This is a genomic window from Bradyrhizobium sp., from assembly GCF_036009065.1.
In the GTDB taxonomy this organism is placed as follows: domain Bacteria; phylum Pseudomonadota; class Alphaproteobacteria; order Rhizobiales; family Xanthobacteraceae; genus Bradyrhizobium.
This window is the reverse complement of sequence record NZ_DASYMN010000334.1, coordinates 17,058-34,560: the sequence shown is the minus strand read 5'-3', so window position 1 is coordinate 34,560 and position 17,503 is coordinate 17,058. Positions and strand designations below refer to the sequence as shown.

Sequence of the window (17,503 nt, the reverse complement as noted above, 5' to 3'; positions counted from 1 at the left end):
GCCGGGTCTCGGTGTCGTCATCGGACTCCACGCCTTCCGGCCATTCCTCGGGCCGGATGCTGATGGCGTATTGCAGCAACCCCAGCACTCCCGCCATCGTGGTTGGAGCGACGTTTGCCAGGGCGTAAGCGGCGTCGGTTGCGGCATCGGAGGTATGGTGAACCTCACGCACGCTATCGATCCATCGCGGATCGTCGGTTTCGACAATCGTCTGTTCCCAAACCGTGATCCAGGAACGGGTTTTTTCGCCCGGCAATTCCTGCTCAAGCGCACAACCCCGGCTGACGGCGTTTTCAAAAGCAAGGCGGGCGGCCCTGTGGACCTCGATCGCCTCGAATATCGGATCGGGCGTGGACGCGTCGGCCGCGTTGGCCGGGATGGCGACAGCAGCGGACGCAGCCAGCGCGGCAGCAGTTGAAAGCAAACCACGGCGGGTGGTATTGGTTGAACTGGTCATCGATTTTTTCTCGCTTTGCCAAAGGTTGAGGGGTTCGATGGTCGGAGCCGGCCAGCCTGGCACCAGGATCGGCTATGAGCCAATTTTGGGACAATCTGTCCCAAAATTCAAGGACCAATTGTCTCATGACTTAATCCGTCCTATGGGACAATGTGCGCCCATGGCCGATGATGTTGAAGATATTGCAGAATCCCAGTGGCGGGACGCTTTCCGCGCCCGTGTGCGCGAAGCTCAGGGCGATCGCAAAGACAAGGATATGGCCAAACTTCTGGGGATAACGCCGGAACGATACCGGAAGTATGTCAGCGGCGGTGCAGGCCGAAAGACCGTGATCCCGGTGCGCCTGCTAACCAGGTTCTGTCTGATCACGGATCGCCCGCTGGAATGGCTGATTGACGGCCCCGAGGAGCAATTCAGCAAGCAACAAAAGCCACGAAAGACTCAGCCTTCCCCGAAAAGGCGGGCTACAGCACCCCGGCGCTGATGGATCACGCGATTTCAGTGAGACAGATGAAGGCTGCGCGCGCTTTGCTTGCGTGGTCTCAAGGCGATCTGGCCACCGCCTCCGGTATTTCCGAGCCGACAATCGGAAGACTGGAGGCTGAGGATGGGCCGGTAGGAGGTCGTGCCGAAACGGGCGCCGCTCTGGTGGCCGCTCTAGAAAAGGCTGGTGTCGAGTTTATTCCAGAGAATGGCGGCGGCGCTGGGGTGCGGATGAAAAAACGAAGCGGCAAACGGTGACGCGCGCTTTTGCATAGCATCGATGATCCAAACAGCATCAAGGCGTTTTTGATGACTTCGATCGAACAGCCCGTAGGGCGCAATAAGCGCAGCGCATTGCGCCACAAGAATAATGGCGCGACGGCCGCACCGCATTCTGAAGTCCACCTTGCCTTGATGTCCGAAGATGGCGCAATGCGCTTCGCTTATTGCGCCCTACGAACTGAGCCGGGGTCCAGCTTTTTTCAACTCCAACCGGGGTCCCGGTTCTGCGAAGCGGCATGAAGAATGCCGCATCGCGCCCGGGACACGGAGCTCTCCGTCATTGCCGGGCTTGACCCGGCAATCCATCCTCTTCGCAAGAATCTTTTTTTCGAAAAGTGATGGATACGCGGGTCAAGCCCGCGTATGACGCCGAGTACTTTGCCACGTTTGTTGAACAATTCATCGCACCGCGGCTGTCCCACCTTACACCGCCATCTTCCTATGCCGCACCGGCGCGCCGGCGGTGAGCCCCTCCGCCGCATCGATGATGGCGTTGGCGTCGATGCCGTAGTGCCGGTAGAGGTCGCGAATCGTGCCGGTCTGGCCGAAATGCTCGACGCCGAGCGCCTCCATGCGGTGGCCGCAGACCCCGCCGAGCCAGCCCAGCGTCGCGGGATGCCCGTCGAGCACGGTGACGATGCCGCAGTCCCGCGGCAACGGCCGCAACAGTCTTTCGATATGGCTCGCATGCTTGGAGCCGCGATTGTCGCGGCGAATCCGGCGCGCCGCGGTCCAGCCGGCATGCAGGCGGTCCGCCGACGTGATCGCCAGCAGGCCGACATCGCGCCGGCTCTCGCCGAGTAGGCCGATGGCTTCGATCGCTTCCGGCGCCACCGCGCCGGTATAGGCGATCACCACCTCCGCATTCGGACCCGGCTTGCGCAGCCAATACGCGCCGTCGGTGATACCTTTCTGCAGGTCCGGCGTCATCATGCGCTGCGGCTGGTCGATGCTGCGCGTCGAGAGCCGCAAATAGACCGAGCCGCCGCTGCGCATGCCGCTTTGCTCGTCGCCCTCCTCGCTCAGCTCGCGCTGCATGTGGGCAAAGCCCCAGCCCGTGATGACGGCGAGTTCATCGACGAAGGCCGGCTCGAACGCGGCGAGGCCATCCTGCGCGATGCCGATCAGCGGCGTGCCGATCGACTGATGCGCGCCGCCTTCCGGCGCCAGCGTGATGCCAGATGGCGTCGCCGCCACCATGAAGCGCGCGTCCTGATAGCAGGCGTAGTTCAGCTGATCGAGCGCGCGGCTGATGAACGGATCGTACAAGGTCGCGATCGGCAGCAGCCGCACGCCGTTGATCGAAGAGGACAGGCCCAGCGCCGACATCAGGAGGAACAGATTGCTCTCGGCGATGCCGAGTTCGATGTGCTGGCCCTTCGGCGAAAAATCCCAGTTGAAGGTCGAGGGGATTTTTTCTTTGCGGAACAGGTCGGCGGCCTCGCCCTTCGCGAACAGGCCGCGGCGGTTGACCCAGGCGCCGAGATTGGTCGAGACCGTGACGTCCGGCGATGCGGTGACGATGCGCGAGGCCAGTTCGCTGTTGCCGCGCGCGAGCTCGTTGAGGATGAGGCCAAAACCCTGCTGGGTCGACATCTGCGGCGACGGCGAAAACGCAAGATGCTGCGGCACCTCGATCACCGGCGCCGTCAGCCGGCGGCGGCCTTCGCGGTTGAACGGCGCATCTTTCAGGAATGCTTCAAGCGAAGACGCGTCCTGCGGCAATCCCTCGAACTTTTCCCACTCGCGCCCCGGCCGGATATTCTGCGACGCCCGCCACTTTTCCATCTGCGTCGGCGTCATCAATCCGGCGTGGTTGTCCTTGTGGCCCTGGAACGGCAGGCCGACGCCCTTGATGGTGTAGGCGATGAAGCAGACCGGGCGGTCGTGATCGACGGCCTCGAATGCTTCGATCATGCTGGCCATGTCGTGGCCGCCGAGATTGGACATCAGCTCGAGCAACTCATCGTCACTGCGCCGCTCGATCAGCGCGGACACCTCGCCCTGGTCGCCGATCTCGTCGCGCAGGCGCTTGCGGAATGCGGCGCCGCCCTGAAAGCACAGCGCCGCGTACATCTGGTTCGGGCAGGAATCGATCCAGCGCCTGAGCGCCTCGCCGCCGGGTTCGGCGAACGCCGCCTGCATCAGCCGCCCGTATTTCACGATTCTGACGTCCCAGCCGAAATTGCGGAACATGGATTCGAATTTTTCCCACAGCCCTTCGCGCACCACCGCATCCAGGCTCTGGCGGTTGTAGTCGACGATCCACCAGGTGTTGCGCAGGCCGTGCTTCCAGCCTTCCAGCAGCGCCTCGAAAATGTTGCCCTCGTCCATCTCGGCGTCGCCGACCAGCGCAATCATGCGCCCCTCAGGCCGGTCCTTCATCCAGCCATGCGCGGTGACGTAGTCCTGCACCAGCGAGGAGAACAGCGTCTGCGCCACGCCAAGCCCCACCGAGCCGGTGGAGAAATCGACGTCGTCAACGTCCTTGGTGCGCGACGGATAGGACTGCGCGCCTTTGAAGCCGCGGAAATTTTCCAGCTTTTCGCGCGATTGGTGCCCGAACAGATACTGGATGGCATGAAACACCGGGCTGGCGTGCGGCTTCACCGCGACGCGATCCTCCGGCTTCAGCACCGAGAAATACAGCGCGGACATGATCGTCACCAGCGACGCCGACGAGGCCTGGTGGCCGCCCACCTTCAAGCCGTCGCTATTCGGCCTGATATGATTGGCGTGATGGATGGTCCACGACGACAGCCACAACACTTTCCGTGCAAGCGCCGACAACAGTTCAAGGCGCGTGGGTTCGACGGGCATCATGCTGCTCCGGGATCGGCTGATTTTGGCTGGATGTTAACGAGCGACGGGCCGCAAGAAATCTCAAATTCTTGGGAGATATCGTCGATTATTGGGATAGAATACCACTGTATACCGCCTTTACCTGGATTTATCCCAATGCACGCCCTGGATGCCATCGACCGCAAGATTCTCAGCCAGCTGCAATCCGACAGCCGCACCACCATGCAGCAGCTTGCCGACAAGGTCGGGCTCTCGGTCTCGCCCTGCCATCGCCGCGTGAAACTCTTGGAAGAGCGCGGCGTGATCACGCGCTACATCGCCATGGTCGACCAGAAATCGCTGGGGCTGCACGTCAGCGTCTTCATCTCGATCAAGCTGACCCGGCAGAAGGAGGAAGACCTCGATCGCTTCGCGAAAGCGATTTCGAAATGGGAAGAGGTGCTGGAATGCTACCTGATGACCGGCAACCGCGACTATCTGTTGCGCGTGGTGGCCGCCGATCTGTCCTCCTATGAAGCGTTCCTCAAGAACAAGCTGACCCGGCTCGACGGCATCGCCTCGATCGAATCCAGTTTTGCGCTGAGCCAGGTGAAGTATTCGATCGCGCTGCCGGTGTGATGCTTCTTCACCCTCCCCTGCAGGGGGAGGGTCGGCGAGCATGCGCGAAGCGCAATGCGAGACGGGGTGGGGTGAAGCCGCGGATGAACACTTCACCCACCCCGGACGACTTCGTCGTCCGACCCTCCCCCTCCAGGGGAGGGTAAGCAATCTCAACTAACCGCCACACGCCGAGACTCTTGTCGCGCCAGCCGCCGCCGGCCTCGGTGCAATTCTCGTTCAGCAATTCAACCGGCGCTCCCCAACCGAACGGCGCGCGCTCGAAATTCAGCGCGCGCCAGTCGCCGTCCTCGCAATCCCGGTTGACCTGCCATTGCGGAAACGTGGTCGCGATCAGCCATCTGGCGCCGGAGCGCCGGAAATTTTCGACCGCACGTTCGATATTGGCGAACGACAGATGCACGAGGCAATCGCGGCACAGGATGGCCTCGCAGGCCGGCAAAGCATCGCAGGTGATGTCGGCGAGACGATAGCCGCCGTTGATTTCGCCGGCGGCGGCACGCGCCTGCAGGCGCTCGATCAGGGCCGGCACGATGTCGACGCCGATGGTTCGCACGCCGAGATCCGCGCTGCTGATCCAGCCGGCATCGCCACAAGGCGCGTCGAGCAGCGAGCTCACTCCAAGTCGCGCCAGCAGCCGCGGCAACTCCGCGCGCAATGACGCCGTCGCGTCCATTTCCGAGCCCAATCCGGAAGCGGACCCCGCCGCACCCCACAGATTGCCGTCGTGAATGTGCCGAAAGCGTTGCGCCAGATTCAAACCGGCAAAGGATGCCTTGTCCGCCAGGAAACGTTGATGCGCGAGCACCGGCGGACGATCGGAGTCGGATGGGATTTCGCGATGGCTCATCCGACCGCCATGCTTGCTCTGCCGATCCCGGGAAGCGACTCTTTCGTCATCGCGCCCTTTCGTACCCTCGCCCTCACTCGCCGCGCAGCCACGCCAGCATCGCTGCGTTGATCTCGTCCGGATAGCAATGGCTGAGATCGTCCAGCTCGCGGTAGACGATATCGGCGCCGGCCGCCGCGAGCGCATGATGCGTCTGCCGCGCCACCTCGACCTGAAACATCCAGTCCAGCGCGCCGTGCACGAGATAGACCGGCAATCCGCGCAACCTGTCGGGCGACGCCATTTCCGCCATCAGCGGATGGAACGTGGCCGAGACCGGCGCCAGATGCGTGAAGGGCGATGCGTCCTCCAGTCCCGTGACGTAGCAGAACGTGCCGCCATCGCTCATTCCGGTCAGCAGCATCCGGGATGCGTCGATGGTCCAGCGGCTTCTCACGGCATCGAGGATGCGGACGAGGTTTGGCGTATCGGTGTCCTCGCCCATCAGGGCCCAGGTCGGTCCGGTGGCGGTGGGCGCGACGACGATCGCGCCGTGGCTGCGCGCATCGCGCAGCCAGCTCCATAGAAAATTGCGGCCGTTGCCGCTGCCGCCATGCAGCGCCATCACCACCGGCCACGCGCGGTCGGGCGTGTAAAATTCCGGCACGTAGAGCGAATAGCCGCCGCGGCTGCCCGGCTCGTTACCCGCGTGCATGACGCCGGTGCCGTCCGGCGGCGGCGCGGCGAACCGCGCCGTCAACTCGACATCTTCGCGCAGCGCCGGATCGAGAAAATAGCGATTGATCGCGGGGACCGCGCCGGCCAGCGGATACAGCGCTTCCTTGGCACGCGGCAGGTATCGCAGCGCGCGGAATACGGCGCGAATGCCGTCGGCCTGATCGGGCGCGTTGCGCAGTCCCTCGAATGCCGCAAGCGCCGCATTGGCTGCGGTCTCAAACCGCTCGCGCACGCCGGCCAGTTCATCCGGCCAGCCGCCAGTTTGCTGGCGTGCCGCCCGCAAATCATCATCCGGCGTCCCGGCGGCGTCCATCACCGCGCCAAAGTCCGGCGGATGAAAATGCCGCGCGATGAAACCGAGCGTCTCCAGCGCCCGCAGCAGCGGCGGCAACAGGGCCACGAGACGTTCGGTGACAACATCGCTCATTCGGGTTTCATAACACATTGCCGACGGTTCGCGGCAAAGCATGCGGCGGCCACTGGCCAGCACGGTGTTACGAGTGCTGAGGAAGATGGGGCAGACTTAAGCGTTCGGAGAAGGCTCGGCCTCAACCAGCGTCCGCTGCCGGACGCGCTCGCGGTGTGCGGTATAGAGCCCGCTGGCGACGATCACCGCGGCGCCGGCGATGGTCCAGATATCCGGGACCTCGCCAAAAACGAAAAAGCCGAGGACGCTGACCCACACCAGCTGGGTGTAGGAAAACGGCGCCAGCACCGAGGCGTCGGCGTAGCGGAACGCCAGCACCACGATCCATTGCCCCGCCGTCGATGCGACGCCGATGAATATCCCGAACAGGATGTCGTGCCAGCTTGGCGTCACCCACACCAGCGGCACCAGCGCCGACAGGATGCACACGCCGGTAATGGCGGACCAGGTCATGGTGGTGATGGCGCGCTCCTTGCCACTCATCATCCGCGTCATGATCAGGGTGCAAGCCCAAGCCAGCGCCGAGACGATGGGAAAGAACGCGGCGGGATGAAACGCACTGGAGCCGGGCCGCAAGATGATCAGCACGCCGATCAGCCCGGCGATCGTCGCCAGCCAGCGCCGCACGCCGACTTTTTCGCCGAGAAAGGCGATCGACAATGCGGTGACGAACAGCGGCGCGATGAATCCGGTGGCGGAGGCCTCCGCGATCGGAAGAAACCGCAGCCCGGAGATGAAGAATAGCGAGGACGACAACAGCGCGACCCCGCGCATGACCTGCAGGCCGGGACGTTCGGATTGCAGGGCGAACAGCCGCGTTCCCGGCAGCATCGCCGGAACCATGATCATCGCGAACACCAGGAACCGGATCCAGGCGATCTCGATCGACGGCAAGGTGGCCGACAGGTACTTCGCGGTGACGTCGGAGCAGCCGAGAAAAATCGTCGACGCCAGAATGAGCGCGATGCCGCGAAACGGCCGGTCGGCGCGCGCCGGTGCGGAGCGAGCGGCCACTTTCCTGTTCGGCAATGGCAATGGCAATGAGGCGCTGTCCAGCCGGGCGGCTGTTGCGGAGGGCGGGGTCACGTTGAAACTCGGGCGTGTAATAACAATCGAATCGGGGTGAAGTCGTTAAAAACGATAATTCGCGCGCATGGACAAGGCCGGAAAACAGGAAGCCGATATGCGCTATTGCGTGCGCCGGCCCGTCACAGCGATTACAGCCTCATCCTGAGAGCTTGTGAATCTATTGATTTTTGCGTTTTCCGACATGAGTCAAATCAAAGACTTAGGACCCGCAGAAACGTCGAAATTCGAATAGATTCACAAACTCTGAGGAGCCGCGCTCTTCGCGCGGCGTCTCGAAGGATGGCAGCGCTCGCGACTCATGGTTCGAGACGGCGCTTCGCGCCTCTTCACCATGAGAAACCGCACTACAGCATCGGCAGGCCGCGCGGCCTCGGTCCGCGCGGAAACGCCTGGTCGAGCGCGGCGATCTCGTTGTCGGTCAGCGTGAGGTCGCCGGCCGCGGCGTTTTCGGCGGCGTGGTCCGGCATCGCCGCTTTTGGAATTGCGAGCAGCGATGGCCGCCGGGTGAGAAAGCTGAGCGCAACCTGCCGCGGGCTCGCGCGATGCGCCGCTGCGATTGCCTGCAGTACCGCGCCAGGCTTGCTGCGGGGATTCGGAAAATCATTGTGACCGAATGGTGAATAGGCGACCACCGCCACGCCATGCTGCTCGCACCACGGAAGCACCGCGTGCTCGATGGCCCGCTCCTGCAGATGATAGAGCACCTGGTTGCAGGCGATACTGCCACCGCCTGCGGCTTCGAGCATCTCGTCGAGATCGTCGGTGTCGAAATTGCTGACGCCCCATGAGCGGATTTTTCCAGCGCTCAGCAGCTCGTCGAACGCGGCTACGGTTTCCGCGAGCGGAACCGATCCGCGCCAATGCAGCAGATAGCAATCGAGCCGGTCGGTCTTCAGCCGTTTCAATGACCGGTCGCATGCGGTGATGGTTCCACGCCGCGACGCGTTGCTGGGCAACACTTTCGAGACCAGAAAAACCTCATCGCGGCGTCCGGCAATCGCCTCTGCCACGACGAGTTCGGCATCGCCATACATCTCGGCGGTGTCGATATGCGTCATGCCGAGATCGATGCCCCGGCGCAGCGCCGCGACCGCGGTGGCGCGGTCGCCATGGTCGATGTACCACGTGCCCTGCCCGATCACGGAGACCTGCGGGCCGTTGGAACCGAATTGATTTCGTCTCACGGCTGCCTCATGCACTTCGTCGTTCCCGCGAAGGCGGGGACCGATAACCCCTGGCGCATATTGTCACGGTGCGACGATCAAACAAGGACACTCAGGCGGTCCAAAACATCGACGACACGGCGTATGGGTCCCCGCCTTCGCGGGGACGACGCCGGTAAATCGGGCTTATCTTTCATCATCGAGCACACCGATATCCGCCACCAGCACGGTGCCGGTTACCGATTCGGTGATGTAGAGCCGGTCGCTATTCGCGCCGCCGATCGCGACATTGGTGCAGCTTTGCCCCGCGCATGATCTGATGCGCGCGATCAGTTCGCCGTTCGGCGCAAACACGAACACATGGCCCAGCGATGCATGCGCTACGAACAGGCGTCCCGCCCTGTCCATGGTCAGGCCGTCGGGGCCGCTGCTGCCGAAGGTCGAACAGAAGCGGCCGACTTTCGAGATGCTGCCGTCCTTCATCAGCGGCAACCGCCACACCGCATTGTCGCGGGTCATCGCCACGAACAGCACGCGCTCCGCAGGATCGAGCACGAGCCCGTTCGGGCTGACGCCGGTATCGATCAGGCAATCGAGCCGACCATCGAGTGACAGCCGATACACCCGCCCGGTCGGATCGTGCAGCCCGGTCTGCCCCTGGTCGGTGAAATAGATGTCGCCGTTCGATGCCATATGCAGATCATTGCAGCCTTTGAAGGACTCCGAATTGCGCGCCGTCAATACCGGATGCATCCGCCCGGCTGCCGCATCGAGCTGCATGATGCCGCGCCGATAGTCGGCGACGAGAATGCGTCCGTCCGGGTGAATCTTCAGGCCGTTGGGCCAGCCGTCGTATTCGATGACAAGCGTCCAGGCGCCGTCAGGTGCGATGCGGAAGACGCGGCCGAACGGGATATCGACGATATAGAGATTATCGTCGGCGTCGAATGAGGGTCCTTCAATGAAACAATCGGTCTCAAGGCCCGGCCGATTGGCGTCGGCCCAGGTCGAGCGCACGCCCGTGCGGCGAAACCGGTCCGGCATCGCCGAAAACACTTTTGTTTCGATCAGCAGCGGCGGACGGTCGAGATACATCATGGAATGGTTCACCCCGTGAAGGACGAGGCGCACCATAGATGAGCAGCTCTAATTCGCAACGGCCAGTTGGCGCGGCGCCTCTGAAACGTCCACCTGCGCGATCAGCCGCTTCAACTCCGGAATGCACGAGCCGCAATTGGTGCCGGCTTTCAACCGCGCGCCGATCTCGGCGGCCGAACCCGCGCCACCCGCGATGGCATCGCGAATGGTAGTGCGGCCGACCCCAAAACAGGCACAGACGATAGCACCGCCGCTCGCCAATCCATCGGCCGATTTGCCCGACAGCAGCATGCGGCGTTGGTCGTCATCGAGCGCGTCCGCCGCGAACAGCTCCTTGACCACCCCCCAGTCGCCCGCATCGTGCGCGGGGCCGACGAACAGGCAGGTTTCGATGCGGTCGCCCGCAAACGACGCTGCGCGAAAAATACCGCTGCCAAAGTCCGTGTATTCGGCGAGATCGCTGCCGGCGACCGATCGCAACCATGATTGCCATCCCGCCAGGTCGGCATTGCCCGCGAGCAGATAGCCGGTGCCGCCGCTGACCGCGACACGCGCCCACCAGACGTTCGCAGGCAATTCCAATTGCACGCGCGCCAACGCAAAACCGCGAAACACATACTCGTAAGGCGCGATCGACGCCGGTGTCGCCTTGTTTTCCGGCTGGCCGGAAAACGGATCGGTGAACGGCGCCACCAGCGCGCCCACACGCGCGGCCGAAGCGTTATCGTCGCTCCAATGAATCGGCGCGAACAGCATGCCGCGTTGCTGGCGTTCGCTCACCACAACCTTCAGAATGCATTGCCCATAATCGGTGACCACGCGCGCGAAGTCGCCGTCCGCCAGGCCTGCCCTCGCCGCATCGTCGGGATGGATTTCGACGAACGGCTCGGGCAGATGCTGGCTCAGCCGCGGGCTGATGCCGGTGCGGGTCATGCTGTGCCACTGATCGCGGATGCGCCCGGTGTTGAGACGTAGCGGCCGGCCGGCCGTGGCCTCGCTGCGCAACGCGGGTATTTCCGGCGCGACAAAGCGCGCCTTGCGGTCACCGGTGTAGAAGCCGCCCGCTGCGAAGAAGCGCCGCCGCGGTTCGAGTTCTCCCCGCCGCATCGGCCACTGTATCGGGTCCATCGCGTCGAACGCAGCATCGGACAGCCGCGCCACGCCGCCGAGATCGAAATCCCGGGCGCCGCCGTTCTCGAACGCCGACAGCGCCGCATGCTCGCGAAACACGTCCGCCGCCGAGTTGAAATCGAACGCCGGCCGGAAGCCGAGGCGCTTTGCGACCTCGCTCAACATCCACCAGTCCGGTTTGGCTTCGCCCGGCGAGGGCAAAAACGCACGCTGGCGCGAAACCCGTCGTTCGGAATTGGTCACCGTGCCGGATTTCTCGCCCCACGCCTGCGCCGGCAGCAGCACATGCGCGCCGGCGCTCACGGTGTCGTTGCAGCGCACGTTCTCGGAAATCACGAACAAATCGAGTTTCGCCAGCGCGGCGCGGGCGGCATCGGCGTCGGGCAGCGACACCGCCGGATTGGTGCCGATCACCCACAGCGCCTTGATCTCGCCGCGCCCGATCGCCTCGAACATCTGCACCGCCTTCAGCCCCTCACGGGTTGCGATGCGCGGCGCTTTCCAGAACCGGCGCACGCGGTCGATATCCGATGGCGTAAAGCCCATATGGGCTGCGAGCTGGTTGGCGAGGCCGCCGACTTCGCGCCCGCCCATCGCGTTGGGCTGTCCGGTCAGCGAAAATGGCGACGCGCCTGCTTTGCCGATCCGCCCCGTCGCCAGATGGCAGTTGATGATGGCGTTGACCTTGTCGGTGCCCTGCGCCGACTGGTTGACGCCTTGCGAATACAGCGTGACCACGCGCGGCGTCGTCCTGAACATCTGGAAGAAGGCCGCGACCTCGGCCTCGCTCAAGCCCGTTGCGAGCGCCGTGGCGCCGGCGCTTGCCGCAATGCTTTTCGCCCGGGCGAGCGCCTCGTCGAAACCGGAGGTGTGTTGCTCGACGTAATCGCGATCGAGCCCGCCGCTGTCGGCCAGGTGCGCCAGCAGCCCGCAAAACAGCGCGGTGTCGGTGCCGGGCTTCAATCCCAGAAACAGGTCGGCATCCCCTGCGGTATCGGTGCGGCGCGGGTCGATCACCACGATGCGCGCGCCGCGCTTCTGCTTGTTGGTAAGCATGCGCTGGAACAACACCGGATGGCACCATGCCGCGTTGGAGCCGACCAGCACCAGCAGGTCGGCCTCGTCGAGATCCTCGTAGCAGCCGGGCACGGTGTCGGCGCCGAAGGCGCGGCGATGGCCGGCCACTGTCGAGGCCATGCAGAGCCGAGAATTGGTATCGACATTGCCGCTGCCGATGAACCCCTTCATCAGCTTGTTGGCGACGTAGTAATCCTCGGTCAGCAGTTGCCCGGAGAGATAGAACGCCACCGCATCCGGACCATCGCGCGCGATGATGTGCTGAAAGCGGTGCGCGACGTGGTCGAGCGCGTCGCTCCAGGCCACCTGCTCCATGTTGCGCTTGCTGCAGCGGATCATGGGATAGAGCAGCCGCCCTTCCAGCCCAAGCGTTTCGCCGAGCGCGGAGCCCTTCGAGCACAGCCGGCCCAAATTCGCGGGATGCTCGGGATCACCCGATATCGCAGCGCCGCCTTTGCCGTCCGGCGTCGCCAGCACGCCGCAACCGACGCCGCAATAGGGACAGCTCGTGCGGGTCGCGCGCAGCGCGGGATCGACCATCGTCACGTCACGCCGCCTCCGAACTAACCGCCAGCGAGCGCCCGAACATCATGTCGCCGCGGATTTTGACGATCGGCTTGCGCGTGCGGATAAGGTCGAGATACCACAGCGCATCCTGCGTGTCGCCGACCAGCACTGCGCCGGTGAGACGGCCATTCGCGATCACCAGCTTCTTGTAGGCGCCGCGCCTGGTGTCGCTGAGCACGATGGTCTCGGCTCCATCATCCGCATTAAAATCGCCGGCGGAAAACACCGCGACGCCGGAGACTTTCAGGTTTGTGGCGACGACGCTGCCGCTGTAGCAGGCGCTATTTCCCGCGAGATGCTGCGCCAGCACCCTCGCCTGCTCGTAGGCCGGGTCGACCAGCCCGTAGCAGATGCCGCGATGCTCGGCGCATTCGCCGAGCGCGAAAATATCTGCAACACCAGTTTGCAGGTGATCGTCGATGACGATGCCGCGATTGACAGATATGCCGGCGTCCTTTGCCAGCGCCGTGTTCGGCCGGATGCCCGCCGCGAAAATCACCGCATCGGCGTCGATCCGGCGACCATCGACCAATTCGACACCTTCGACAAACGTCTCGCCATGCAGCCGCGCGGTATTGGCGCTGAGCAGAACCTCAATGCCCTTGCGCTCGACCAGCGTTTTCAGCAAGTCCGCGGCAGGCAAGTCGAGTTGGCGCTCCATCAAGCGGTCCATCAGATGGATCAACGTCACCGGCGCTCCAGCCTTGGCAAGGCCATAAGCCGCTTCCAGCCCAAGCAACCCGCCGCCGATCACGACAACGCGTTTTTTCTGAGCGGCCAATGCCAGCAGCAGGTCGACGTCCCGGCTGTCGCGAAACGTATGCACGCCGGCAAGACCGGCGCCCGGCACGTTGAGGCGCAGCGGCGCCGAGCCGGTGGCGAGCACCAGCTTTGAGAACATCAGGCTCTCTTCGCCCGCGATCTTCAGTTCGCGGCGGCCGACGTCGATTTCGGTGGCGACGCAGCCGTACTTCAGCGTGACGCCGCGATCCCGCCACCACGACGCCGGCCTGAGCTCGATCTCATGCGATGCGGTTTCGCCCGCCAGCACCGACGACAGCAGCACGCGGTTATAGGCGAGCCGCGGCTCGTCGCCGATCACCGCGATGGCGTAACGGCCGAGCGCGGATTTCGCCAGTTCGTCGACCAGACGCGCCGCCGCCATTCCGTTGCCGACGATCACCAGCGGCTCGCTCACGAAACACCCCTACTCTCCACCGCGTCATGCGCGGGCTTGACCCGCGCATCCATCTCTCTTCGCAAGACTCTTTCGAAGGGGATGGATTGCCGGGTCAAGCCCGGCAATGACACCGTTAGTCAAGCCGCCTCCACGAAACGATGCCGCTCGTAGAGGAACTCGAGCACCCGCTGCCGGCATTTCAGGTAGGCGGCATTGGTCGAGAGTTCGAGCCGCTTGCGCGGGCGCGCCAGCGGCACCTCCAGAACTTCGCCGATGTGCGCGCCTGGGCCATTGGTCATCATCACGATGCGGTCGGACAGCAGCACGGCTTCGTCGACGTCATGCGTGATCATCAGGATGGTGTTGCCGAGCTTTTGGTGCAGCGCCATTACCGAGTCCTGCAGGTGCGCGCGGGTCAGCGCGTCCAGCGCGCCGAACGGCTCGTCGAGCAGCAGCACCTTCGGCTCCATCGCCAGCGCGCGGGCGATGCCGACGCGCTGCTTCATGCCGCCGGAGATTTCCGCCGGGCGCTTGTCCTTGGCGTGCGCCATCTGCACCAGGTTGAGGTTGTGCATCACCCAGGCGTCGCGCTCGGCGCGGCTTTTGCGCTTCGCGAACACCTTGTCGACGCCGAGCCGCACGTTCTCATAGACGGTGAGCCAGGGCAGCAGGCTGTGGTTCTGGAACACCACCGCGCGGTCCGGACCGGGCGAATTGACCTCGCGGTTTTCCAGGAGCACGCAGCCCATGGTCGCGTTGGTAAGGCCGGCCACGATGTTGAGCAGCGTCGACTTGCCGCAACCGGAATGCCCGATGATCGACACGTATTCGCCCTTCTCGATCGTGAGGTAGACGTCCTTCAGAACTTCGGTCGAAGCGTTGCCTCGTGTAAAAACCTTGTCGATGTGGTCGAGCTTCAGATAAGGCTGCATGACATCTTCCTTCAGTTCAGCGCGGTGCCGCGGGTCACGATCCGGGCGAGGCCCGCGATCATGCGATCCAGCACGAAGCCGATGATGCCGACGTAGAACAGCGCCAGGATGATTTCGCTGATGTGCGAGGAATTCCATGCATCCCAGATGAAGAAGCCGATGCCGACGCCGCCGATCAGCATTTCCGCCGCCACGATGGCGAGCCAGGACAGGCCGATGCCGATGCGCAGCCCGGTGAAGATGTAGGGCGCCGCGGCCGGGATCATGATCTTCCAGAAAAATTCCAGCGGATTGAGCTGCACCACCGCCGCGACGTTGCGAAAATCCTGCGGGATGTTGCGGATGCCGACCGCGGTGTTGATGATGATCGGCCAGATCGAGGTGATGAAGATCACGAAGATCGCCGAGGGCTGGCCGTCGCGGAACGCTGCGAGCGACAGCGGCAGCCAGGCCAGCGGCGGTATCGTCCGCAGCACCTGGAAGATCGGATCGAGCCCGCGCATCGCCCACACGGATTGCCCGACCAATGTGCCGAGCGCGATGCCGGCGATGGCCGCCAGCGAATAACCGAGCGCGACGCGCTGCAGGCTGGCGGACAGATGCCAGAACAGCCCCTTGTCGATGCCGCCGCGGTCGAAGAAGGGATCGAAGATCAGTTCCTTGGTTTCCTTGAAAACCCGCGACGGCGGCGGCAGGGTCGAGCCGGCGCGCCGGCAGGCCAGTTCCCAGAACAGCAGCAGCAGCGCGAGCACGATCAGCGGCGGCACGACGCGCACCGCGGTTTCCCGCGCCATCTTGACGTATTTTTCCGCGACCGGAAGCCGCTTCGGCAACAGTTTTATGACCGGTGCCGGCGCGTTGGCAAGAACCGCGGCGGATTCGATTTTCTTTGCGGGCATATTCATCGATCAGACCTCGACGCGCTTGATCGACAGCGATTTCAGATAGGCGCCCGGATTTTCCGGATCGAACACTTTGCCATCGAAGAAGGTCTCCTTGCCGCGCGAGGTCGAGGCCGGAATATCTGAGGCTGCGACGCCGAGATCCCTGGCGGCCTCCTTCCACAGATCCTCGCGGTTGACCTTGGCGATCAGCGCCTTGGCGTCGATGCCCGCCTCGTATTTGCCCCAGCGGATATCCTCGGTCATGAACCAGAGGTCGTGGCTCTGGAACGGGTACGACGCGTGGTCGGCCCAGAACCGCATGATGTGCGGTGAGTTCTCGACCACCCGGCCGGTGCCGTAATCGAATTTTCCTTTGACACGATCGGTCACGTCGTCGACCGGGCAGTTGATCCACTGCCGCTTGGCGCAGATCGCCGCGACTTCCTCGCGGTTATCAGGCTTCTCGCACCACTGCTGCGCTTCCATCACCGCCATCAGCAGCGCCTTGGCGGCCTTGGGGTATTTGTCGACATAGGCGGCGCGCATGCCGAAGGATTTTTCCGGATGCCTGTTCCAGAGTTCGCCTGTCGTGATCGCGGTGTAGCCGATCTCCTGATGGATCAGTTGCAGATTCCACGGCTCGCAGACGCAGAAGCAGTCCATGGTGCCGACCTTCATGTTGGCGACCATCTGCGGCGGCGGCACCACGATGGTTTCGATGTCCTTGTCGGGATCGATGCCGCCGGCGGCGAGCCAGTAGCGGATCCACAGATCATGCGTGCCGCCGGGGAACGTCATCGCCGCCTTGATCGACTTGCCGGACGCCTTCTTCTTGTCGAGCGCGACCTTGAACGGCGCGGTATCGACGCCGACCTTGATGTCGCTGTATTCCTTGGCGACCGAGATGCATTGGCCGTTCAGATTGAGCCGCGCCAGGATGTACATCGGCGTCGGCTGGTTGTTCTGCGTCACCTTGCCCGAGGAGATCAGGTACGGCATCGGGGTCAGGATATGCGCGCCATCGATGCCGTTGCCTTCCGAGCCGAGCACGAGGTTGTCGCGCGTGGTGCCCCACGAGGCCTGCTTCTGCACTTCGACGTCGGGCATGCCGTATTTGGCGAAGATGCCTTTCTCCTTGGCGACGAACAGCGGCGAGGCATCCGTCAGCGCGATGAAGCCGAGTTTTGCCGCTTTCACTTCCGGCCCCGCACCTTGCGCGAACGCTCCGGCCGGGAAATTCAGCTTTGCAGCGGCGAGAAGCGCCGCGGTGCCCGCGCCCGCTTTCAGAATCTGGCGGCGGCTTAAGCTGCGTGGCGTCCGGGTGCTGGTCTTCATCATGAGTGCAGTCGTCCTTTGCGTCTGAGTGGCCGCCCGTCTAGTGCCACCGGTTGCCATGTACCGGGACATGGAGGCGCGTTCTGGGGAGGCCCCCAGTCCGGCGGTGTCACAAGTCGGATGATTGGTTTCGAGGGACGGCTTCAATGGCGTCAGCACAAACTATTCAAGCTTCGTGCCAGACCGGTGCGGTGCAAAAATGGTATAATTTATAAGGTGTTATGCAAGCACCGCATCGCGGTCGCTGAAGGACAAACGCACCCTAAATTTGCGATTCGCTCAATTGTTGTGCGGCGCACAAGATTTGAGCAGCAGATTAAAACTCGTATCCCGGACGCGGTGCAGCGTTTCTTGACGGTGCACCGCAGAGCCGGGACCCAGCGTTCTTCTTAGCAAGCTGGGCCCCGGCTC

At 63.6% G+C, this 17,503-nt stretch carries 15 protein-coding genes; 3 read left to right on the top strand and 12 right to left on the bottom strand.

Annotated elements, in window-relative coordinates; all coding sequences use genetic code 11:
* On the bottom strand, window positions 1-457 hold a 457-nt coding region (locus tag VGP39_RS20815), incomplete at its 3' end, for a hypothetical protein (RefSeq protein ID WP_327569978.1).
* Here VGP39_RS20815 and VGP39_RS20810 point away from each other — a divergent pair.
* Both VGP39_RS20810 and VGP39_RS20805 read left to right on the top strand, forming a co-directional pair.
* Window positions 441-941 (top strand): hypothetical protein, encoded by a 501-nt coding sequence (locus tag VGP39_RS20810; protein ID WP_327569977.1) that lies wholly within the window; start codon window positions 441-443, stop codon window positions 939-941. The genes VGP39_RS20815 and VGP39_RS20810 overlap by 17 nt on opposite strands.
* Window positions 941-1,198: a helix-turn-helix transcriptional regulator gene (locus tag VGP39_RS20805; protein WP_327569976.1), complete on the top strand. Its 258-nt coding sequence runs from the start codon at window positions 941-943 to the stop codon at window positions 1,196-1,198. Before VGP39_RS20810 ends, VGP39_RS20805 begins: the two co-directional genes overlap by 1 nt.
* 447 nt (window positions 1,199-1,645) lie before the next feature.
* Here the strand turns inward: VGP39_RS20805 and VGP39_RS20800 are convergent, their stop codons facing one another.
* A complete protein-coding gene (locus VGP39_RS20800; RefSeq protein ID WP_327569975.1) occupies window positions 1,646-4,042 on the bottom strand; it encodes a transketolase in 2,397 nt (798 codons plus the stop codon).
* A gap of 138 nt (window positions 4,043-4,180) precedes the next feature.
* Between VGP39_RS20800 and VGP39_RS20795 the strand changes: the two genes are divergently transcribed.
* Window positions 4,181-4,642 (top strand): Lrp/AsnC family transcriptional regulator, encoded by a 462-nt coding sequence (locus tag VGP39_RS20795; protein WP_327569974.1) that lies wholly within the window; start codon window positions 4,181-4,183, stop codon window positions 4,640-4,642.
* 7 nt (window positions 4,643-4,649) lie between these two features.
* Here VGP39_RS20795 and VGP39_RS20790 read toward each other — a convergent pair whose 3' ends face one another.
* From VGP39_RS20790 to VGP39_RS20745, 10 genes are all read right to left on the bottom strand, one after another.
* Window positions 4,650-5,492 carry a class I SAM-dependent methyltransferase gene (locus tag VGP39_RS20790; protein ID WP_327569973.1) on the bottom strand — a complete coding sequence of 281 codons (843 nt, stop codon included), beginning with the start codon at window positions 5,490-5,492 and terminating at the stop codon, window positions 4,650-4,652.
* A 73-nt stretch (window positions 5,493-5,565) separates the two neighbouring features.
* Window positions 5,566-6,636, bottom strand: coding sequence for a phospholipase (locus VGP39_RS20785; protein WP_327569972.1), 1,071 nt, complete (start codon window positions 6,634-6,636; stop codon window positions 5,566-5,568).
* Between the two features lie 96 nt (window positions 6,637-6,732).
* Window positions 6,733-7,671 carry a DMT family transporter gene (locus VGP39_RS20780; protein ID WP_414644753.1) on the bottom strand — a complete coding sequence of 313 codons (939 nt, stop codon included), beginning with the start codon at window positions 7,669-7,671 and terminating at the stop codon, window positions 6,733-6,735.
* Window positions 7,672-8,069: 398 nt separating this feature from the next.
* Window positions 8,070-8,909 (bottom strand): aldo/keto reductase, encoded by an 840-nt coding sequence (locus VGP39_RS20775; RefSeq protein WP_327569971.1) that lies wholly within the window; start codon window positions 8,907-8,909, stop codon window positions 8,070-8,072.
* Between the two features lie 165 nt (window positions 8,910-9,074).
* Window positions 9,075-9,986, bottom strand: a complete 912-nt coding sequence (locus VGP39_RS20770; RefSeq protein WP_414644752.1) for an SMP-30/gluconolactonase/LRE family protein — start codon at window positions 9,984-9,986, stop codon at window positions 9,075-9,077.
* A 48-nt stretch (window positions 9,987-10,034) separates the two neighbouring features.
* A complete protein-coding gene (locus tag VGP39_RS20765; protein WP_327569970.1) occupies window positions 10,035-12,740 on the bottom strand; it encodes a molybdopterin-dependent oxidoreductase in 2,706 nt (901 codons plus the stop codon).
* Between the two features lies 1 nt (window position 12,741).
* Entirely contained in the window at window positions 12,742-13,959 is a 1,218-nt protein-coding gene (locus VGP39_RS20760; protein WP_327569969.1) for an NAD(P)/FAD-dependent oxidoreductase, read from the bottom strand.
* A gap of 119 nt (window positions 13,960-14,078) precedes the next feature.
* On the bottom strand, window positions 14,079-14,873 hold the full coding sequence (locus VGP39_RS20755) for an ABC transporter ATP-binding protein (RefSeq protein WP_327569968.1): 795 nt from the start codon (window positions 14,871-14,873) through the stop codon (window positions 14,079-14,081).
* Between the two features lie 11 nt (window positions 14,874-14,884).
* Window positions 14,885-15,778, bottom strand: coding sequence for a nitrate ABC transporter permease (gene ntrB / locus VGP39_RS20750; RefSeq protein WP_327569967.1), 894 nt, complete (start codon window positions 15,776-15,778; stop codon window positions 14,885-14,887).
* 3 nt (window positions 15,779-15,781) lie between these two features.
* Window positions 15,782-17,092 (bottom strand): CmpA/NrtA family ABC transporter substrate-binding protein, encoded by a 1,311-nt coding sequence (locus VGP39_RS20745; RefSeq protein ID WP_327569982.1) that lies wholly within the window; start codon window positions 17,090-17,092, stop codon window positions 15,782-15,784.
* Window positions 17,093-17,503 lie beyond the last annotated feature (411 nt).